General features: G+C 35.6%; 22 protein-coding genes. 12 read left to right on the top strand and 10 right to left on the bottom strand.

The features are described from left to right. Positions 1 to 9: 9 nt before the first annotated feature. The 3 genes from EG344_RS24060 (at position 10) to EG344_RS24050 (ending at position 663) form a co-directional block, all read left to right on the top strand. The gene (locus EG344_RS24060) at positions 10 to 165 is read left to right on the top strand and encodes a bacteriocin-like protein (protein ID WP_164464471.1); all 156 of its coding nucleotides are present in this window, start codon (positions 10 to 12) and stop codon (positions 163 to 165) included. A 54-nt stretch (positions 166 to 219) separates the two neighbouring features. Beyond that, positions 220 to 381, top strand: coding sequence for a bacteriocin-like protein (locus EG344_RS24055; RefSeq protein ID WP_164464470.1), 162 nt, complete (start codon positions 220 to 222; stop codon positions 379 to 381). A 126-nt stretch (positions 382 to 507) separates the two neighbouring features. Further along, positions 508 to 663: a bacteriocin-like protein gene (locus EG344_RS24050; protein ID WP_164464469.1), complete on the top strand. Its 156-nt coding sequence runs from the start codon at positions 508 to 510 to the stop codon at positions 661 to 663. 187 nt (positions 664 to 850) lie between these two features. Here EG344_RS24050 and EG344_RS18670 read toward each other — a convergent pair whose 3' ends face one another. Beyond that, complete coding sequence (locus EG344_RS18670) at positions 851 to 1912, bottom strand: NADH:flavin oxidoreductase (protein ID WP_123910876.1); 1062 nt, start codon at positions 1910 to 1912, stop codon at positions 851 to 853. Positions 1913 to 2034: 122 nt separating this feature from the next. Here EG344_RS18670 and EG344_RS18665 point away from each other — a divergent pair, with 122 nt between their 5' ends. Beyond that, positions 2035 to 2412, top strand: coding sequence for a winged helix-turn-helix transcriptional regulator (locus tag EG344_RS18665; protein ID WP_123910875.1), 378 nt, complete (start codon positions 2035 to 2037; stop codon positions 2410 to 2412). A gap of 45 nt (positions 2413 to 2457) precedes the next feature. Here the strand turns inward: EG344_RS18665 and EG344_RS18660 are convergent, their stop codons facing one another. After that, on the bottom strand, positions 2458 to 3183 hold the full coding sequence (locus tag EG344_RS18660) for an HNH endonuclease (RefSeq protein WP_123910874.1): 726 nt from the start codon (positions 3181 to 3183) through the stop codon (positions 2458 to 2460). Positions 3184 to 3427: 244 nt separating this feature from the next. On the opposite strand from EG344_RS18660, the gene EG344_RS18655 reads away from it, so the two are divergent. Beyond that, a complete protein-coding gene (locus EG344_RS18655) occupies positions 3428 to 3844 on the top strand; it encodes a carboxymuconolactone decarboxylase family protein (RefSeq protein ID WP_123910873.1) in 417 nt (138 codons plus the stop codon). Positions 3845 to 3895: 51 nt separating this feature from the next. Here the strand turns inward: EG344_RS18655 and EG344_RS18650 are convergent, their stop codons facing one another. Next, a complete protein-coding gene (locus tag EG344_RS18650; RefSeq protein WP_123910872.1) occupies positions 3896 to 4747 on the bottom strand; it encodes a GLPGLI family protein in 852 nt (283 codons plus the stop codon). 161 nt (positions 4748 to 4908) lie between these two features. Next, positions 4909 to 7341 carry a transketolase C-terminal domain-containing protein gene (locus EG344_RS18645; RefSeq protein WP_123910871.1) on the bottom strand — a complete coding sequence of 811 codons (2433 nt, stop codon included), beginning with the start codon at positions 7339 to 7341 and terminating at the stop codon, positions 4909 to 4911. Between the two features lie 137 nt (positions 7342 to 7478). Here EG344_RS18645 and EG344_RS18640 point away from each other — a divergent pair, with 137 nt between their 5' ends. After that, the gene (locus tag EG344_RS18640) at positions 7479 to 7772 is read left to right on the top strand and encodes a hypothetical protein (RefSeq protein ID WP_123910870.1); all 294 of its coding nucleotides are present in this window, start codon (positions 7479 to 7481) and stop codon (positions 7770 to 7772) included. A 1-nt stretch (position 7773) separates the two neighbouring features. Here EG344_RS18640 and EG344_RS18635 read toward each other — a convergent pair whose 3' ends face one another. The 5 genes from EG344_RS18635 to queA form a co-directional block, all read right to left on the bottom strand. After that, on the bottom strand, positions 7774 to 8751 hold the full coding sequence (locus tag EG344_RS18635; RefSeq protein WP_123910869.1) for a polyprenyl synthetase family protein: 978 nt from the start codon (positions 8749 to 8751) through the stop codon (positions 7774 to 7776). Between the two features lie 73 nt (positions 8752 to 8824). Further along, positions 8825 to 9703, bottom strand: coding sequence for a hypothetical protein (locus tag EG344_RS18630; protein WP_123910868.1), 879 nt, complete (start codon positions 9701 to 9703; stop codon positions 8825 to 8827). Positions 9704 to 9995: 292 nt separating this feature from the next. After that, positions 9996 to 10943, bottom strand: coding sequence for a sterol desaturase family protein (locus tag EG344_RS18625; protein ID WP_123910867.1), 948 nt, complete (start codon positions 10941 to 10943; stop codon positions 9996 to 9998). Between the two features lie 75 nt (positions 10944 to 11018). Beyond that, positions 11019 to 12053, bottom strand: a complete 1035-nt coding sequence (gene rlmN / locus EG344_RS18620) for a 23S rRNA (adenine(2503)-C(2))-methyltransferase RlmN (protein WP_123910866.1) — start codon at positions 12051 to 12053, stop codon at positions 11019 to 11021. Between the two features lie 72 nt (positions 12054 to 12125). Continuing rightward, positions 12126 to 13175, bottom strand: a complete 1050-nt coding sequence (gene queA, locus EG344_RS18615; protein ID WP_123910865.1) for a tRNA preQ1(34) S-adenosylmethionine ribosyltransferase-isomerase QueA — start codon at positions 13173 to 13175, stop codon at positions 12126 to 12128. 313 nt (positions 13176 to 13488) lie between these two features. On the opposite strand from queA, the gene EG344_RS18610 reads away from it, so the two are divergent. The 6 genes from EG344_RS18610 to EG344_RS18585 all read left to right on the top strand — a co-directional run bounded on the left by EG344_RS18610 (position 13489) and on the right by EG344_RS18585 (position 20459). After that, complete coding sequence (locus tag EG344_RS18610) at positions 13489 to 14181, top strand: AIM24 family protein (protein ID WP_123910864.1); 693 nt, start codon at positions 13489 to 13491, stop codon at positions 14179 to 14181. A 54-nt stretch (positions 14182 to 14235) separates the two neighbouring features. Further along, entirely contained in the window at positions 14236 to 15777 is a 1542-nt protein-coding gene (locus EG344_RS18605; protein ID WP_123910863.1) for a peptidase M61, read from the top strand. Between the two features lie 44 nt (positions 15778 to 15821). Beyond that, positions 15822 to 16895 (top strand): serine hydrolase domain-containing protein, encoded by a 1074-nt coding sequence (locus EG344_RS18600; protein ID WP_185145569.1) that lies wholly within the window; start codon positions 15822 to 15824, stop codon positions 16893 to 16895. Positions 16896 to 17141: 246 nt separating this feature from the next. Further along, complete coding sequence (locus EG344_RS18595; protein ID WP_123910862.1) at positions 17142 to 18539, top strand: Gfo/Idh/MocA family protein; 1398 nt, start codon at positions 17142 to 17144, stop codon at positions 18537 to 18539. Then, on the top strand, positions 18529 to 19437 hold the full coding sequence (locus tag EG344_RS18590; RefSeq protein ID WP_123910861.1) for a sugar phosphate nucleotidyltransferase: 909 nt from the start codon (positions 18529 to 18531) through the stop codon (positions 19435 to 19437). The genes EG344_RS18595 and EG344_RS18590 overlap by 11 nt, the downstream gene beginning before the upstream one ends. Next, entirely contained in the window at positions 19428 to 20459 is a 1032-nt protein-coding gene (locus tag EG344_RS18585; RefSeq protein WP_123910860.1) for a phosphotransferase enzyme family protein, read from the top strand. The genes EG344_RS18590 and EG344_RS18585 overlap by 10 nt, the downstream gene beginning before the upstream one ends. 150 nt (positions 20460 to 20609) lie before the next feature. Here EG344_RS18585 and EG344_RS18580 read toward each other — a convergent pair whose 3' ends face one another. Further along, on the bottom strand, positions 20610 to 21104 hold the full coding sequence (locus tag EG344_RS18580; RefSeq protein ID WP_123910859.1) for a DNA-deoxyinosine glycosylase: 495 nt from the start codon (positions 21102 to 21104) through the stop codon (positions 20610 to 20612). Between the last annotated feature and the right edge of the window lie 192 nt (positions 21105 to 21296).

The following is a 21296-nucleotide window of genomic DNA, read 5'->3' as shown; positions in this document are numbered from 1 at the left end:
CACTACAATATGAAAAACAGTAAAAAATTAGCAAAATCAGAATTAAAGAAAATCAATGGTGGAAATGCTCCGGAATGCCCAACAGGAACTCAGGCATGCTACTACACCGGCAAAGACGGATCTCAACGATGGAGATGTATTTCTGAGACTGCAGAGTGTCCTTAATCCGTTAAAAGGATCAAATCAATACTTATAATACCAATCTACAAATTATTACACATGAAAAATTTAAAAAAAATTGCAAAATCAAATCTAAAGAAAATTTATGGAGGAAATGCTCCTGTATGTGAATATGGACAAATAGCATGTCGCTATCCTGCTGCAGACGGTTATCCTGCCTATTGGGACTGTGTGCCGGTAGAATACGGATGCAGACGTTAAAGACAGCTTTCAGATTCTCTAAATCAGTTTATTTATCCTTCAAGAAAACTGAAAACTTTTTTTATTGAGTAAATAGGCCAAATGATTTAGAAAATATAATATTTTCAACCTATACAAACCTTAAACATGAAAAATCTAAAAAAATTAGCAAAATCAGAACTAAAGAAAATCAATGGCGGAAATGCTCCTGTCTGTGAACCTGGAGCAAGACCTTGCCGTTATAAAGCAGAAAATGGGCAACCAGCCTACTGGAATTGTGTAGCAAACGAATACGCCTGCTAATAAAAACAAAAACCCGACTTCAGGAAATCTGAAAGCGGGTTTCTTTAATAAATAGGTGAAAATTAAATATAAAATAAAGTGAATTATGATAATTAATATGAATCGTGAATGATTAATTTGCTTCGCAAGAATAAAATATGCTGTAAAAAAATTGACAGCGAAACTCATTAACTATTCATCATTCCTATTAAAATAATACGCCCATACTTTCTGCTGTAAAGTCCAGAATTTCTCCTGTATTCCCTTCTTTGATCTTTTTTACCCACTGATAGTCCTGCAAAATAGCACGCCCTACCGCAACAAGATCAAATTCTTCATTGTCTAGTCTTCTTATCAATTCTGTAAGATCCGTTTTTTCCGTTCCTTGTCCCGCAAATGCATTCAGGAAATCTCCGTTTAATCCTACAGAACCTACTGTAATGGTTGGCTGTCCTGTAATCTTTTTTACCCAACCTGCAAAGTTTAAATCAGAACCATCAAATTCAGGTTCCCAGAAACGACGCTGTGAACAATGGAAAATATCAACGCCTGCTTCTTTTAAGGGTAACAGCCAATCTTCCATTTCATTGGGAGTAAAAGCGAGCTTCGTTTTATAATCTTGCTGTTTCCATTGAGAAAGACGGATAATAATAGTAAAGTCCTCTCCTACTGTTGCTCTGATGGCTTTCACTACATCAACAGCAAAACGGCTTCTTTCCTTTAATGTTTTACCTCCATACTCATCTGTTCTAGTATTGGTCACTTCCCAAAAAAACTGATCGATAAGATAACCATGTGCACCATGAATTTCAAGACAGTCGAAACCAAGATCTTTCGCTGCTTTTGCTGAAGCAGCAAACTGTGCAATTGTATCCTGAATATCTTCAATCGTCATTGTGAAAGCTTTTTCCATCGGTAATAACGGATAGTCTTCTGACATTCTGGTATCTCCAACATGCCAGATCTGAGGTCCCATTTTCCCACCATTCTGATGTACGGTATCAATTACGTTTTTCCAGCCGTTTAAAGCTTCATTTCCATAGAAATCCGGGATATTCTGCAGATTTTTTGAACCTGGTCTGTTGATAACAGTTCCTTCTGAAAGTATTAATCCTACTTCTGAAGCAGCTCTTCTTCCATAATAATCAGCTATGTTCTGTGTAGGAACTCCATTGTCAGATTGAGCTCTGGTCATAGGAGCCATTACGATTCTATTTTTAAGCTGTAGATTCTTATATTGAAACGGTTTAAATAATGATGATGTGTTCATATTTAAAATAACATTTTATAATTGTTACACAAAGTAACTAATAATAGTTCGTTTTTGTATCTTTTATTAAAAAAATAGTGGTAACTTCGCAGTAACTTACATTAGTAACATCAAAGTAACGTATGAAAAAGAACGAATTAATGCAATACAGCTGTCCTTTAGGCAAAGCAATGGCCGCCTTGGGAAGCAAATGGAAACCAATTATTGTATTGGTGATTAAAGACCGAAAGTTACGTTTTGGAGAACTTGCTGTGCGTATTAATGTGATCTCCAGAAAGGTATTGACTGATCAGCTGCGTGAAATGGAGGCTGATGGTTTAGTAATTCGTGAAGAATTTAAGGAACTTCCTCCAAGAGTAGAATATTCTCTTACAGAAAAAGGATTAGCCTTATTACCTATTTTATATCTTCTGGAGGAATGGGAAGCGAAATATCAGGTGAAAGGAACCTATTCGGAAGAGTGTATCGAATTGATAAAGAAAAAGGCCATTAAAATTTAAAATTATATACAAATTCATATATAATATTGTATATCCTTACCTTTTTTAATTATTATTAATAATCTCCTTTAGTCTTTCAATAGACATATCTTTAATATTCCTATGGAGCATCCTATGGCAATTTGAACATACCAAAGCCAAGTCTTCCAATGTGGTTTTCTGTTTAGATTCATAAGTCGACAATGGTCTTATATGATGACATTCAATAAATTTATATCCAAGTTCTCCATAGATATCATAGAAATTGAAACTGCAAACTTCACATTCTAGCTTACCCATCTCCTTTAGTACTTTTTGTTTTTTCTTATTTATCAGTCCACTATCTCGCTCTCTTAATTTGTGAAGCTTATATAAAACACCCCCCTCAGAGCCTTCCATAACATGATCAGATTCATTTTCTATACTGTAAAGTTGAATCAATACTTCTTTCTCCTGAATTGAATTCAAAATTAAGTTAGCAATCTGCTTTAATTCATTTATTCTCCCATAAAATTCATTGAAAATTTCTTCATCTTTTTTAGAGTAACTTGATAATCCTCTATTCGTATTATCTATATCAATAGCCATAAAATTACTTAATTTCATAGCCACACCATTGGCATTTCTGAAATTCAAATTTCTCTCTTCTTGTGAATATATGGGAAGGCTATTTAATTGTTTAGACAACTCAATAATCTTAGAATTAGTATTCGTAAATAACTTAGAATCAAGATTATAATACAAATTCAACGTTAAGATCAATTCATCTCTCTGCCACTTAGGGTTTCTCATAAAATATTTTAAAGTAAAATTAACACATATTACTTCAAAAATGTCATTTTGATTAAAATATTAAACACACATTCAAAAACTACATAAGTAATTTAAAATAAATCACTAAATATTAATTATATATTCCTTGATCAATTAAACCATCATAGATAACCTACTTTCAAAAAGGTTAGTATAACACGAAAAAGTAAGGATAGAGTTTCACAACTGTTTCTGGCGCAAATTTGTAGAAAAAATTGTCATTATGAATTACAAAGAAATTGCGAAAGAAACCATTGGTCATCTGTATAAAGCCCATTCCAGCATCAGAAAGTCTGGCATTGATGAAAAACTGATTGCATTGGCAGAACTTCGCGTATCACAAATCAACGGATGTGCTTACTGCTGCAGTTATCACGCCAAAGAACTTCTTAATTTTGGTATTGAACAGGATGTCATTAACAGATTACCCGGGTGGAAACACACCAATGCCTTTGATGTAAAACAGAAGCTTGTTTTGAGCTGGACAGAAGCTATAACTTACCACAATGATAATATACAGGAAATCAGGGAAAGGTTGTTACAGTATTTTACAGAACGGGAATTCGTGGAATTGAATGCAAGTATAACTTTGATGAGTACTTTAAATAAACTGCGGATTACTCTAGCTGAAGAGGATTAATATTAAATGGGCTGTTGCATCAGACAGCCCGTTATCCTAACCTGATATAAGTTATTCCAGTTCTATAGGGTTTAAATACTTTCTGTTCAGATCTAATTCTTTCTGCCTTTGATTGATCTTTTCCTGGCCCCCTAAGATAGTAGTTCCAGAACTAGCCAATACGGCTGCAATATTTTCATTATGGGCTTTTAGTGCCTGTTGAAATTTCGGTTGGGTAGTTTCAATAGCCTCAGTATATCGTGTTTTCTTTATATTAATGAATTTTCCTTCCAATTCAGAAGTAGGTACAGATTTTACGAGTTCAAAATCATATTCATTTTTTTCATCTGCTATTTTGATGATTAATCCTGGTAATCCACTGAATTTGTAAGGACCATAAGGAAGTGGAATTTCGGTCGAATACCATGCAATCCAGTTTCTTCCTTTATAGGTAACTGTTGCTTTTTTACAGGTAATTGTATTAATCGTTTTTGTTTCATCAATGAGTTTCCAATTCCCTATTATTGGCTCTTTATAAGTAAGTACTGCCATCCCCACCGGTTGAAAGTACTGTATTTTTTCATTAGATTGTATAATGGTATAAGGAAATTTTGTTTTTGGCAGTGATGTACCGTTTTTGAGACTCATGACTATACTTCCATCAGGGTTTTTGGTGGATACAATAGAGTTTGCCATCACTGTATCTTTTTTAAGAGATTGGGCACTCGCAAAAAAACTACGATTTTCACCTATGTATAATGAGAAAAGTTCTTCGTGTATATAATCAGGAGTCTGTATATTTATTTTAGCTTTTAACAGATAGGTAAAATTCCCATGCAAAACCTCTTTTTTGTCGGATTGAGAATAGAATAAAACACTTAAAAATAAGAGTGATAATTGAAATAATTTTTTATTGTAATCCATGGAAAGCGTTTTCACTATAAAAATGCATATATTTTTTATCATGACAAAAGCAAAACTGAATAACTACTGATAAAAAAACAATTTCTACCTGATAATCCCGGCATTATAATCAAAAAAACCGCTTCCTTTTGAAAGCGGTTCATATTTATCTTTAATCCTAATTAGAATATCGCTGGATATTTCTGAGGATTGGTTTCATTAAACATAGCGTAGATCTTTTCTACCATATCATCTGCAGACGGCTTACTGAAATAGTCACCATCACTTGCATACGCTGGCCTGTGATCGTTAGCAGAGATCGTTAACGGATCTGAATCCAGATATCTGAAAGCTTTCTGTTTTTCTAAGATCTGCTGTAAGATAAATCCAGTAGTTCCACCTTCTACATCTTCGTCAATCACTACTAATCTATTCGTTTTCTTAACGCTTTCAGCAATTTCGTGAGATAAATCGAAAGGAATTAATGACTGGATATCGATTACTTCTGCAGAAATTCCTAATTTTTCTAGTTCATTAGCAGCTTCTGTTACAATTCTCCAAGTAGAACCGTAAGTTACCAGAGTAACATCTTTTCCTTCTTTTGTCACTTCAATTTTACCTACAGGAACAGTGAATTCTCCTAGGTTATCAGGTTGCTTTTCTTTTAATCTGTATCCGTTCAGACATTCTACGATGATTGCAGGTTCGTCTGCCTGAAGCATTGTGTTATAGAATCCGGCAGCTTTCGTAAGATTTCTTGGTACCAATACTAAAATACCTTTTGAAAGGTTAAGAATTCCCGCCATTGGAGAACCTGAATGCCAGATTCCTTCCAATCTGTGGCCTCTTGTTCTGATAATTAATGGAGCTTTCTGTCCTCCTTTGGTTCTATAATGTACTGTTGCCAGATCATCACTCATTCCCTGTAGACAGTAAAGAACATAGTCTAAATACTGGATCTCAGCAATTGGTCTCAACCCTCTCATGGCCATACCAATTCCCTGTCCAAGAATTGTCGCTTCACGAATTCCGGTATCAGCAATACGCAATGCTCCGTATTTCTCCTGCATACCTTCTAATCCCTGGTTTACGTCACCGATGTTTCCGGTATCTTCTCCAAAGATTAATGTTTCAGGATATTTTTCAAAGATTTTATCAAAATTATTTCTGATCACGACTCTTCCATCTACATCTTCAGAGTTGTCTGAGTAAACAGGTTTAATTTCCTGAATGTTTTCAGCTTTCCACTCAGATTCAGAATATAAGTGAGATGAATAATTATCTTTTTCAACTTCAGAGGCTTCATTGTACTTCTGCATCAACTGATTTCTTTCTGCAGAATTGGTACCTCTTGTTGCCAATAAAGCTTTTCTCGCCAAATGGAATACATCTTTCTTCGCTTTTGAAACCAATTTGTTGAAGTGAGTAAGCGCTGTTTCTACTTCCGTATTCTGACCTTTAAGGTTTTCTACTAAAGGAACAATAGACTGAATTAATTCCTTGATAGCAGCCTGATAGTTATCCCAAGCTGTTTTTTGTCCAGCCTTAGCAACTTTTTTAGCTTCTTCATCAATAGCATCCAATTCTTCAGCCGTAGCAATTACCTCTTCTTTTCCATCAATTTCAATAGAATAGTTTAGAATCCACTCTTTGAATTTCACCAACCCGTCAAACTCAGCTTCCCAAGCTAAACGCGCTTCATTTTTATATCTTTCGTGAGATCCTGATGTAGAGTGCCCTTGAGGTTGAGTAACATCTACCACATGTACTACTACAGGAACACTTTCTGTTCTTGCAAAATGCTCTGCTTTCGCATAAGCATCCAATAATGCTGCATAATCCCAAGCTTTCACCTGAATGATCTCACATCCTTGGTTCTCTCCTTCTTTTCTTTGGAAACCGCTTAGCATTTCGCTGATATCAGCTTTTGCTCTCTGGTTTTTAGTAGGAACAGAAATTCCGTATCCGTCATCCCAGATTGAAACGATCATAGGAACCTGAAGCGCACATGCTGCGTTCAATGTTTCCCAAAAATGACCTTCTGCTGTAGAAGCATCACCAATTGTTCCGAAAGCAATTTCATTTCCTTCTCTTGAAAACTTCTCAGAACCGTCAAATTTTACATTTTTATATATAGTAGAAGCCTGAGCCAATCCCAATAATCTTGGCATTTGTCCTGCGGTAGGAGAAATATCGGAAGAAATATTTTTCTGTGCCGTTAAATCTTTCCAGCTTCCGTCTTCATTTAAGCTTCTTGTGGCAAAGTGCCCATTCATCTGTCTTCCTGCTGAAGCCGGTTCTCTTTCCACACTGGTATCAGCATACATCTGTGCAAAGAAACTTTCTGCCGTTAAAGCATTAATGGCCAATGCAAAAGTCTGATCTCTGTAATACCCTGAACGGAAGTCTCCATTTCTGAAAACCTTCGCCATTGCAAGCTGAGGAAGTTCTTTACCATCCCCAAAAATTCCAAATTTAGCTTTTCCAGTCAGTACTTCTCTCCTTCCGAGATAAGACATTTCACGAGAAACTCTTCCTAACCTGTAATCATCAAGTATCTGATTTTTAAAGTCCTGGAAGGATATTTGCTGTGTTTCAATATAGGTTGTTTGCATAGCTAAGTAAAAAAGTTTTTGTTCTTCAAGTATTCCGCTAATATACACTTTTTAAATTAATTTTAATTTTTAATAATCTTTTTTAAAAATTTGATAATAAAAAAAATTGTGCTTTATTTTGAAAAAATTTGTAAAAGATGGAAAAAAAATCACCTCATATCCTGAATGCATCAAGCAATCTTTTAGGGTTTTCATTGATAATCATTACCTCTCTGAAGATCGCTAAAATCAGCCAAAATACGTATTTAGATGAATTTGCAGGATTTGCCTGTATCCTTTTTGCATGCAGTTGTTTCTTTTCCTTTCTGGCAATCAGAACAGGGAATAAAAAGCGGGAATACTCGTTTGAGAGTATTGCGGATTATTTATTTTTAATTGCTTTATTTTGTATAGTTCTAGCCGTTATTATTGTAACCCTGAAAATTATTTAATTTAAAATTTTCGCTCAATTACATAATCCAGCATAATGTGTAAAGACGTTCTTGCTTCAGATTCCGGGAATTCATTCAGAATATCTTTTGCCTTCTGCTGGAAATCTTTCATTACGGTGATGGCGTACTCTAATCCACCCGAGTTTTTAACGAACTCAATCAGTTCTTTTACTCTTTTAGGATTGTTATTATAACGCTTGATGGTATCAAAATAGTATTTTCTGTCTTTTTCACCGGCTATTTTCAGCGTATGAATCAAAGGCAAAGTCATTTTCTTTTCTTTAATATCAATTCCAACCGGCTTACCAATGACATTAGAGCTTAAATAATCAAAAAGGTCATCTTTGATCTGGAAAGCCATTCCCGTGAAAGTTCCGAAGTTCTGCATCTTTTTGGCAAGCACTTCATCCGTACTGTTAGACAATACTCCAATTTCACAACAGGCAGCAATCAAAGTTGCTGTTTTCTGACGGATAATTTCATAATAAACATCTTCTGTAATATCCAGCTTTCTGGCTTTTTCCAATTGAAGAAGCTCGCCTTCAGACATTTCACGAATTGTTCTTGAAATAACCCCCAATAAATCGTAATCTTTATGATCTGTAGATAACAATACTGATTTTGATAATAGATAATCTCCTACCAAAACAGCAATTTTGTTCTTCCATAATGCATTAATAGAGAAAAAATTACGACGCTTAAAACTTTCATCCACCACATCATCATGTACCAGAGTAGCTGTGTGAATCAGCTCAATCATGGAGGCACCACGATACGTTTTTTCAGTAACACTTCCTACCAGCTTGGCACAAAGAAAGACAAACATAGGACGCATTTGCTTTCCTTTGGTAGTAACAATAAAACGGGTTACTTTATCCAATAAAGCTACTTTACTCTGCATTGACTCATAAAACTTCTGTTCAAAAAGTTTCATTTCATCGTTGATCGGTCGTTTAATTTCTTCTACTGTATTTGCCAAAATCTGCGAATGCTGGGTGAATAATCATTAATTCTCACAAAGATAATTTTTTTCGCTCAATTTTAAGAGAAAATTAATCTTTGAGTTGTTCTTTGGGGATAAAATAAAGTGAGGGCTTTGTCTTTCCTAATGGAGACTTAAACTTTTCTCCTGAAATAGAAATGCCTGTTTCATCTACCGCTATCCCCTCAATTTGCCCTATGGACAAAGCACTTCCTAAATAATAATGCTTTGGTTTTTCTTTAAAAAATATTCCCGGTTCAGTTTCAGAAAATACATCCATAAAAACCTCTGTTTTCTTGCTATATCCTACCAGATAAAGTTTCTTATCAAAATAAGCGGCATCAGTCACCATGAAGTTTGTCTTATAGGTTTCTGCCTTTAAAGCATCCTGCTTTTCATTCTTTTCAGGATCAATTATATAATGTACCGTTGATTTTGAAACCCATTCTTTGGTAAACAAATGAAGTTTTCCATGAGCATATACCATGGCTTCTGCATCATAATCGGTATTAAAATAGCTGGATTTATAGTCAGTCTGTTCCGGATAATGAAATTTTATCTCCTTTACCTGGCTGTTTTGCAGACTATCTCCCTGAAAAGGAACTTTATAAATGGTAAGATGCCTTCTACTGCCATCGTTATTTCCGAAATCCCCAATATAGAAATTGCTGCCATCATTTGTTAATGCTTCCCAGTCGGTATTTCTGGCATTTACTTTTAAGGTTTTCACCACTTCTCCTGAGGTTTTATTGATTTCAAACAATTCCGGAGCGTTTCCGCTATCATTGAAGGTATATAGCTTTCCATTAAAGAAATTGAGTCCAGATGTCTCCTGGATCTTATCATCCAAATGATTGATTCTGTATTTTTTTATTTTCAGGAAATCTGTTTGTTGAGAAAATGCTGTTTGAAAGGCAAGAAAAGCCAGTAGAAGAAATGTTCTTTTCATAGTGCAAAAATAGGACTTTTAGTTTAAATAGAGGATTTCGGGATAAGAGAGTTTTAGAGTTTGCAGGATGGGAATGAGTAAAATAATCCAAAAAATACGCAGAACTGTTTGGGTATTTTTTCGTTTTTTAATCAAATCCTTTGTGAACACTACGCTGAAATACTATGCAGGGTTTAGGTTATTTATTTAAATACTTTACTGTTTATCTATAGATTTTAAGCTTCAAAAAAATAAAAAGGTGAGCCAAAAGCCCACCTTTCTTTATAGATTCTTATTGATTTTCTTTTTGAAATTAAGCAGTTTTCTGTTGCTTCTGATTCTTTTCTTGCTCTTTTCTAGCCTGTTTTGCAAAATATTCTTTCTGATATTGTCTTACTGTTTTTCCGGTTCCGTCATGCCTCCATCCCGGTGAATTGAAAATATAATTAATTCTATCAGTAAATTTTAGACCTGGCTGTTTAAGATCTTTCCAGATTTTTCTCCATTCATAGAAGAGCACCGTATCAGGTCTGTTGTCTGGCATTTTTGGATAAATTCCATATTTCACGGGAATATTCGGATCTTCTTTCTGAAAGGTCCCAAATATTTTATCCCAGATAATAAGGCACATTCCCATATTTTTATCCAGATACTTGATGTTACAAGCATGATGTACACGGTGGTGAGAAGGGGTTACCAGAATATGTTCTAAAACGCCCATACTTTTTACCGTCTGTGTGTGTACCCATGTTCCATATACCTGTCCAATAGCATAGGCCACCATGATATGCCACGGATTAAATCCTAAAAATGCTAATGGGGAAAAGTATAAATATCTGTAAAGTGGCTGTAAAACCGGGCTTCTGAAGCCTGTTGTAAGGTTAAAGAACTCTGAACTATGATGCGTAATATGAACAGCCCAGAATGCTCTGGAACGGTGATCCACATAATGCAACACATAGTAGGCAAAATCCGTGATTACAAAACAAGCCAGTAAATACCAGATGCTAAGATCCCATGAAAAAAGTCTGTGGTGGTAAAAGAAAAACATGACCCCCATTGCAAACGCCTTCATAATCAGGTCAAGACCAAAGTTCATCAAAGCAAGATAAACATTTGTAGCAAGGTCTTTTCCACTGTATAACTTCGCCTCAGAAACGTGGCTGTAAATCATCTCAGCTAAAATAACCGTAGCATGCAATGGAATGGACCATGCATATACGTTTTCTAGCCCGTTCTCGCTCATAAAATACTCCATCATCACAAAATAATTTTGTGCAAAGGTAGGGTTTTAAGCGATGCTTTAAGAGAATTTTAAGGTTTTTTTAAGGAAATTTTAATCTGCATTTTTGTTGGCTAATTGCCCACAGGCAGCATCAATATCTCCTCCCCGGCTTCTCCTGACCATTACGGTAATACCTGCATTTTCAAGCTGACGGATATAGTTTTCTTCAGCCTGCTTGTTGCATTGGTCATATTTTCCGTCCCCGATCGGGTTGTATTGAATAAGGTTTACCTTTGAAGGAACCTGCTTACAGTATTTAATTAAAGCTTTAATATCTTCATCTCCATCATTAATTCCTTTCCATACACAGTATTCAAAAGTGATTACGGAACCTGTTTTCTGATACCAATACTGAAGTGCCTCCATAATATCTGTCAATGGGAATTTATCTGAGAAAGGCATAATTTCATTACGCTTTACTTCAATGGCTGAGTGAAGGGACAATGCCAGTTTCACACGCAATTCATCATCAGCAAGCATTTTGATCATTTTTGGAATTCCTGAAGTAGAAACAGTAATTCTTCTTGGAGACATTCCCAATCCTTCCGGCTGAGTAATTTTTCTGATGGCTTCCACTACATTTTTGTAGTTCATCATCGGTTCTCCCATTCCCATGAATACAATATTGCTAAGCGGTCTGTCAAAATACATTCTGCTTTGGCTGTCAATCAGGGCAACCTGGTCTACAATTTCCGCTACTTCAAGATTTCGCATTCTTTTCAGTTTTGCGGTAGCACAAAATTCGCAGTTCAATGAACAGCCTACCTGTGAAGATACACAGGCTGTAGTTCTTGTTTCTGTTGGAATAAGAACAGATTCTACCAATAATCCGTCGTGAAGTTTTACTCCGTTTTTGATAGTTCCGTCGGTACTTTTCTGAAGAAGATCTACGGAAACAGGATTAATGGTATATTCTTCGGAAATTTTTTCACGAAGAGATTTCGAAAGATTCGTCATTTCATCAATCGAATGGAGGTTTTTACTCCATAGCCAATCATAAACCTGCTTCGCACGAAACGGTTTTTCTCCTAAAGATACAAAGTAGTCTTTAAGCTGATTTAATGATAATATACGGATATCTTTCATTGTAAGGTTGTAGATTGTAGGCTTGAGGTTGCAGGTAATTACTTCCCTGCAACCTGTACCTAATATCTTTTTTTATAGAATTAACATTGCGTCACCGTAAGAATAAAACTTATATTTTTCTCTTACTGCTTCTTCATAAGCCTGCATTACAAAATCTCTTCCAGCAAATGCTGCAATCATCATCAATAATGTAGATTTCGGCGTATGGAAATTCGTGATCATTGAAGTCGCTACTCCAAAATCGTGAGGCGGATAAATAAATTTATTCGTCCAACCGTTGAAAGCAGAGATTTTTTTGTTTGAAGAAACAGAAGTTTCCAATGCTCTCATCGTTGTAGTTCCTACCGCACAAACTCTTCTGTGAGAATCTACAGCTCTGTTAATGATATCAGCGTTTTTCTCATCAATAATGATTTCTTCTGATTCCATTTTGTGCTTAGAAAGATCTTCTACCTCAATTGGGTTGAAAGTTCCTAATCCTACGTGAAGGGTAACTTCAGCAAAATTGATTCCTTTGATCTCTAATCTCTTTAGCAAATGTTTAGAGAAGTGAAGACCTGCTGTAGGGGCAGCTACTGCTCCTTCTACTTTAGCATAAATAGTCTGATATCTTTCTGCATCTTCCGGTTCTACTGCTCTTTTGATATATTTTGGAAGTGGAGTTTCTCCTAATTCCTTCAGTTTTGTTCTGAATTCATCATAAGAACCGTCGAATAAGAATCTTAATGTTCTTCCTCTTGATGTAGTGTTATCGATAACCTCAGCTACCAAAGACTCATCTTCAGTGAAGAATAATTTGTTACCAATTCTGATTTTTCTTGCAGGATCTACCAAAACATCCCAAACTCTTGTTTCCTTATCAAGCTCTCTTAAAAGGAAAACTTCGATTTTAGCACCCGTTTTTTCTTTATTTCCATAAAGACGTGCAGGGAAAACTTTAGTATTGTTGAAGATGAACAAATCGTCCTCGTCAAAATAATCCACTACATCTTTGAATAATTTGTGCTCGATAGTTTGTGTTTTTCTATCAAGAACCATTAATCTAGCCTCATCTCTATGCTCTGATGGGTGTTCTGCCAATAATTCCGCAGGAAGATCAAAATTAAAATCTGATGTTTTCATTTTTTAAATTACGGTTTAAAAATTATTGAAATTACAAGGTGTAATTTTCGGAGTGCAAATATACGACATTGAATACCCCTTTGTCAAGTATTATTTTCAATCAAATGTAAAACAGTGATTAGATGGGAGTTTTTATGTTAAAAAAGTTTATTTTAGTCAAAAAATAAAATAGATTGATGGAATCAGTTAGCAAAATTCACTTTCTAAACGGTTCGCATCTTATTTCTATAATAAAAAAAATAAACAAAGAGAGGTTTACAAGAGCTTCCCTTCCATTTAAAACATTATAACAACTCTAAAACTACGAATTAATATGAGCAAATATTCAATTGAAGCATTTATCAACGAAACGAAGGAGAACCCGCAACAAAGGGATTATTTTGAACTGGAAACCAAACATCTTTTAGAAATTAACCTGAATAATCAGGCAGTGTGGACTAAAAAAGGCAGTATGGTAAGCTATGTGGGAAATATCAACTTTGAACGACAGGGAATGCTGGCAGGGGGTATTGGGAATCTTCTAAAGAAAGCCATCAGCGGAGAAGGAAGTAAACTGATGAAAGCTGAAGGGACAGGAAAATTGTACGTTGCCGACTCTGGTAAGAAAGTTCGTATTCTTTACCTGAATAATGAATCTGTTTGTGTGAATGGGAATGACGTTCTAGCTCATGAACAAAGTGTAAAAAGTGATATTACCATGCTGAAAAGTATTGCAGGAATGATGTCTGGGGGGCTTTTCCAGGTAAAATTATCTGGAACCGGTCATATTGCGATTACCACCCATGGAGATCCTTTAACTTTACTTGTGACTCCGGACGCTCCGGTTTTCACTGATCCGAATGCTACTGTTGCCTGGTCCGGAAACCTCAGCCCGGAACTGAAAACCAATGTTTCCTTTAAAAGCCTTATCGGAAGAGGAAGCGGCGAAGAATTTCAAATGAAGTTCTCAGGACACGGCTGGGTATTGATTCAACCTTATGAAGAAGTGTACTTTATGGAAAAATAAATTCAACTCAACTTGGGCAATTTTTGTATTTTCGTACTAACTAAAACAAAGCGTATGAATACCCTGATCAAGTTAGTTTTCGTACTGATGATCTTTCCTACTACACTTATTGCCCAATCCCAATTATCAAAGAAAAATTACAATTACAATATAGACCTACTTCATATGTCTAATGATGAAGTCACGGTTTCTTTTGCTCCCCCTAAGAACAATCTTAAACAGGGGAAATTTATTATTCCCAAGCTGGTTCCCGGGTTTTATCAGGCTATGAATTTTGGACAGTATGTCTCTAATCTGGTTGCTACGGATAAAAATGGAAAAAAAATTTCTACCGAACGTTTGGATCAAAATAGCTGGATCGTACATGATCTTCAACATGTCAAGAAAATATCATATAAGGTAGCTGATGGGTGGGATTCTTTAGAAAAGGATACTCATGAAGCTAAATCTGCCGGCAGTATGTTTATTAAAGATAGTGTTTTTGTGATTAATTATAACTCTCTCGTAGGATATTTTGAAGAAATAAAAGATGTTCCTTATCAGATTAATGTTACAAAAAATAAAGATTTTTATGCTTCGTCTGCTTTGGATTATAAACAGAAAGATAAAAACACAGATATCGTTTGGGCAAAAAATTACCGACAATTGGTAGACTCTCCCGTTTTATATTGTGTTCCCGATACAACCTGGCTGAAAATAGGTCATACCGAGGTGCTTGTCTCTTTTTATAATAAAAAAGAACGACAGTATTCAAAAAAAATAGCACATGAGATAGAGAATATTTTGAAAAACCAGCAAGCCTACCTGGGAGGAACTTTACCCGTAAATAAATATGCTTTCTTAATTTATTATGAATCTTCAAATGAACAGGGATTCATGGGAGACGGGCTAGAACATTCTCAATCTACTGTATGCCTCTACCGTTCGGGAAGCATGAAGTTTCTTCCTAATGCTTTAAACAGAGTGGCTTCTCATGAGTTCTTCCACATAGTGACTCCACTTAACATCCATTCTGGAGAAATTCAACATTATGACTTTCTGAATCCTGTTATGTCTAAACATCTTTGGTTATACGAAGGAATGACGGAATATGCAACCATTCATATGCCTATAAAACAAAGAATGGTCAGTTTGGAAGATTTTGAAAAGACTCTGGAAGAGAAGATAAAAGGGATGAAAGAATTTGATGACCAACTATCTTTCACAGAAATCAGTAAAAATGCCATGGCCAGACAGGATCAATACATGAATTTTTACGAAAAGGGGCCATTATTAGGATTATGCCTGGATATAAGGTTACGGGAACTCTCAGGAGGAAAAATGGGCACTCAAGATCTGATGCTGCAGTTGATGAAAAAATATGGAGAAGGCAAATACTTTAATGATGATGATTTATTTGATGAAATTACAAAAATGACTTATCCTGAAATCCGTACATTTTTCAATAATTTTATAGAAGGCACTCAGCCTGTTCCTATTAAAGAATATCTGGCGAAAGTCGGTTTTACTTATGATGAAAATACCGGAAAAGTAAATCTTATTTCAAGCCCTGATTCAAAACAACTGGCTTTAAGAAAAGCTTGGATAAATCAGTAATCTTTAAATTCCTTCATCTATTTACTGTATTAAAAACTGCTATTATGAAAAAACAACTTTCAGGATTCTTATTGATTATAATTCATTTTGCTTATCCACAAATACAGAAAGTAGAGCAAGTAATCGATTCCTGTGTAAAAAAAGATAATTTCAATGGTTCTGTTTTATTAGCTCAGAATGGAAAGACTGAATTACTTAGTTATAAAGGTTTATCCAACAGACATTATAATATCCCTTTTTCTGATGAAACCAGATTTCATATTTTTTCACTTACTAAGACTTTTACGGCTGCATTAATAATGCAGCTTTATGAAAAAGGAAAAATTAATCTGGACGCTCCTATTTCCACTTATTATCCGGAATACAAAGGTGAGGCAGCAAAGAAAGCAACCATAAGAAACCTTCTTACCTACAGCAGTGGCCGGGAAAATAAGGATATCAGTTCACCGGACCTCATTCATCAGGCTTACGACAATACCCTTTGGAACCTTGACGATTTTATCACAACTTTCCTTTCTGAAAAATTAGCAGACCAACCCGGAACCAAGTTCAGTTATAACAATGGGGATTTTATCCTTCTAGGCAAAATTATTGAGAAAATCTACAACAAGCCTTTTGAAGAGGTGCTCAAAGAACAAATTTTAGTTCCTCTCAAAATGAAAAATACCGGTTTTCTTCATCACAATGACATCATCAAAAATATAGATGAAGGCTACTCAGCAGATCCATCAGATCCATTTGCTCTGCATACTCCTACCAATACTTATATTGATAATTTTTATTCTGCAGGAGCTATGTACTCCACTCCTAAAGATTTATTGATCTTTGACCAGGCAATATTTAACGCTGTGCTGTTTTCAAAAAAAACTTTAGAGATAATGCTTACGGCAGACAAGAAACTAGAGGATACAGCATTAGGTTTTTGGGTATATCCTAAAAAATTCGGCGCTGTCAACACCCTATTTGCAGAACGTCAGGGAGAAGGCTATGGTCATAGTGCGAATTGGGTACACTTAATTGATAAAAACCTCAGCATCATCATATTATCCAACACCAAAGATATCAAGTATCTGAATAAAATGAGAGAAAGGTTAATTAAAGCTTACTATGGACAATAATTTTTTCAATATTTCAACTTTTTTAATTATTTAAAAACATTCCTAATCACTCCGTCAAAAATCCTTCGAATTTTCGCTCCCCCTCCAAAGAATGGAAATGGATATCCTTTGGGATGATAGATTTTGTAGAATTAGCGAGATCTTATGCAATTTACAATCATCCTTTAAAACGGTCATACTCTCAAACCCTGAACTCCCACCCCATCGCCGTTTGCAAAAGTTTTAATATATTTAGGAAAAAAATAAATGGACAATAGCACTTCCCGCAGAAATTTTATCAAAACAGCAGCTTTGGCAGGTTTTGGTGCATTGGTTGTACCCAATTCTTTATTTGCCTATTCAAATGATTTTAAAACAGATAAAAAAGTCCGTGTGGGCTTTATTGGTGTAGGACTTCGTGGTCAGGAACATGTAAAGCTATTGGCGAAACGTAGTGATGTAGAGATTGTGGCTTTTGCTGATCCGGATAAAAGAATGCTGGCCGCTTCTCAAAAAATATTAAAAGACAACAATAAACCGGTTGCTCAGGAGTTTTCAAACGGTGAATATGACTATCGAAACCTTTTAAAATTGAAAACGATAGATGCTGTAGTCATTGCTACTCCATGGGAATGGCATCTTCCTCAGGGTGTAGAAGCTTTGCGTGCTAAAAAAATTGTCGGGATGGAAGTTTCCGGAGCCATAAAACTTCGGGATTGCTGGGAATTCGTAAAAGTATATGAAGAAACTAAGGTGCCCATTTTCATGATGGAAAATGTATGCTACCGAAGAGATGTTATGGCCATTCTGAATATGGTCCGTAAAGGAATGTTTGGAGAATTGGTTCATGGAAGAGGCGGTTATCAGCATGATCTGAGAGGTGTACTTTTCAATGATGGAGTTACCCCTTATAATTCAGGAGCTGAATTTGGAGAAAAAGGCTTCAGTGAGGCTAAATGGAGAACTGAACATTATGTAAAACGCAATGGAGAGCTTTATCCTACCCATGGACTAGGTCCTATTGCCATGATGATGGATATTAACCGTGGAAACCGTTTAACAAGACTTTCTTCATTCTCATCCAAATCTGTGGGATTGCATAAATATATTACAGAACATGCAAAAGGTGGGGAAAATCATCCTAATGCCAAAGTAAAATTTAATCAGGGAGATATTGTTACCACACAAATTGCCTGTGAAAATGGGGAAACTATTCTTTTAACTCATGATACCAGCTTACAGAGGCCTTACGATCTTGGATTCCGTGTACAGGGAACAGAGGGATTATGGCAGGACTTCGGGTGGGGAGACTTCAACCAGGGGCATATTTATTTTGAAAAAACAATGAATCACACGCACCGTTGGGACAATACGGAAAAATGGATGAAAGAACATGACCATCCGATGTGGAAGAAGTTCGAAAGCACCGCTGCAGGAGCAGGGCATGGTGGAATGGACTTCTTTGTAATGAATACCTTCATTGAATGCATCAAACGAAATATCGAATTCCCTATGGATGTTTATGATCTGGCTTTATGGTATTCGATCACGCCATTGAGTGAAGAGTCTATTGCCAAGGGAGGCCAGGTCGTTGAAATTCCTGACTTCACGAACGGTAAATGGAAAACCCGTAAACCTGTATTTGGAATGACTGATGAATTCTAAAAAAACATTACTCATTCTGGCAGGTGGATTAGGCAGCCGGTACAAAGGCCTTAAGCAAGTGGATGGAATACTCGATAATGGTTCACCTATTCTGGAGTATTCCATCTATGATGCTCTGCAAGCCGGTTTTTCTAAAGTGGTTATTATCGTTAATACATTGATTCCTCAAAGCTATATTGAACGCCTCGATGCTATTTCTAAAACTAAAGGTTTTGAGCTTCATTGGGTATACCAGGAGCTGAATAGTATTCCTCTACAGGGTTTTGATTATCCTGAACGTGAAAAACCGTGGGGAACCGCACATGCTGTTTTATGTGCAAAATATGCAATACAGGAGCCATTCATTATGATTAATGCAGATGATTTCTATGGAAAAGAAGCCTATTTACTCGCTGCTGATGAAATTAATCACCATCATATTTCCGACTCTCAATTGGGCATGATTGCTTATCCTGTAAGTACAACATTGAGTGGTCATGGGACTGTAGCCAGAGGAATATGTACTTTGGATTCTGAAAATAACCTGATCCGTGTAGAGGAACAAACCTCTATTCAAAAGCTTAATGGCTCAATCATTTATAGGGAAAACGGACAGAATATCAAACTGAATCCCGATACATTGGTATCCATGAATTTTTTTATCTTTCATCCTCATATTTTCTGCTCTCTGGAAGCCTATTTTTATGATTTCATAGAGTCTGATCCAACGTCAAAACAGGAATTCTACATTCCCAGCGCAGTGCAAAGAATGATAGATGAAAAGAAAGTAAAAGTAATGGTAAAGGCTTCTCCTTCTCAATGGATGGGCGTAACTTATGCTGATGATAAACAAAATATTAAGGATTTTCTGATATCAGAAATTCAGAATAACAGATACCCGACAGATCTATGGAAATAAATAATATTGTAACACAGTTTATCAATACTGGCAATTATACTCTTTCTCCTATCAATGACGGCCTAATTAATACGACTTATCTTTTAGAAGATCTGGATCAGCAGAAAAAATTTATTCTGCAAAAGATCAATCACTCTGTTTTTAAGCAGCCGGAAGTGATTGTCAGCAATCATTTAATGGTTAATGAACTTCTTAGATCGAATAATTATGAATTTCAAATCATAGAGCCTATCCCTTCTCTTACGGGCCAACTTCTGGTAAAAGATGCCAATGATGAACCATGGCGAATGTTAAGCTTTGTAGAAAACAGCATTACCTTTCTTACCGTTCCTTCTTTACAAACCGCTTTTGAGGCCGCTAAAGCCTTCAGCTATTTCCTGAATATCGTAAATACTGAAAAGCTGCCCGCTATTGAAGATACCCTTCCTAATTTCCTCAATTTCAAAAAAAGAATTGAAGACTACAAAAAGGCACTAGAAAACGCTGTTCCTCATTTAAAAGAGAGTGCAAAGGCTGAAATAGAAATCACCAACCAGCTTATTTCCTTACCTGAGGAATGGATAGAAATGGAGAAAAGCAATCTGATCCCTAAAAGAATCATCCATGCTGATGTAAAAATCAGTAATATCCTCTTCGATCAAAATCATCAGCCATTAGCGGTAATCGATCTGGACACCATGATGATTTCTACTCTTTTATATGATTTCGGAACAATGATTCAGTCTTACACCAATACCACTCATGAAGATGACGGAAGTGCTAAAAACAATTTCAATCCTGAAATGTATGAAGCTGTAAAAAAAGGATTTCTTTTCTATTTAAAGGAAAAACTGACTCCGGAAGAGTATGCCCACCTTGATTATGCTGCACAAGTCGCCATTTATATTCAAGAGGTTCGTTTTTTAACTGATTATCTGAATGGAAGCGTTTATTATTCTACAAAATATCCGGAACATAATCTGGACAGGACAAGAAATCAACTGGAATTATTGAAAGGACTGAGAGCCTATTTAAGCTACTAACTTTTTATTCTTATCAAAATACAATATTGGGATTCCTACAGAATGACAAACAGAGCGTTTAGACTATCCGCACACTTTGTCATTCTGTAGGAATCTATACTTTTATAATTCAGGATAGATATTAAAACTTAAAATCGCACTCTAATACTCTCAAACCTTCAAAAACCCCAACACCTTCTTCCATTCTTCAAATTTTCTTTCAAATGAAATGGTATGAAGCGGACTTGTTGATGGCATGAGGAAAATAGGAAGCTTATAGTTTTTCCCTAAAATCTTTTGTAAATTCTTATATGATTTTCCGCCGTTACAGAAGATTGCTTTTACATTTGGATGTCTCTCCAGCAGTTCTTCAATCTGATTGGCTTCTTCGTTTTTAATCTCGGAATCCAGACTTCCTTTTCTTTCGCAGGAATCAATGACATCCCAAAGAGCAATGTGATGTTTCTTTAAGGTTTCCATTCTTTTGGAATAATCTTCGGTAAATTCTTCATTCAGTAGTTCAAGAATAATTCTCCAGAATTTGTTTTGGGGATGGGCATAATATTGCTGCATTTCCAATGATTTTACTCCGGGAATAGAACCCAGAATTAAAATTTCAGACTGTTCATCGATGAGAGGGGGAAATGATGAAATACGGTTTTGCATAATCAAATATATAACTATTTTATTTCCTTGGGTGAAGGAAATTTAAATCATTGGTTTTTAGGTTTCGGCTAAAGCCATTGGAATTTATTGATGATAAACAGAGCGGGCTAAAGCCCGCTCCTATTGATTTTTTGATATTTCTCTACCTTATTAATTAAGAACTATTACATTCTAAAACCATTAGACTTTTCA

Source organism: Chryseobacterium sp. G0162, assembly GCF_003815715.1.
GTDB lineage: Bacteria > Bacteroidota > Bacteroidia > Flavobacteriales > Weeksellaceae > Chryseobacterium.
This window is presented reverse-complemented; position numbering and strand designations above follow the sequence as displayed.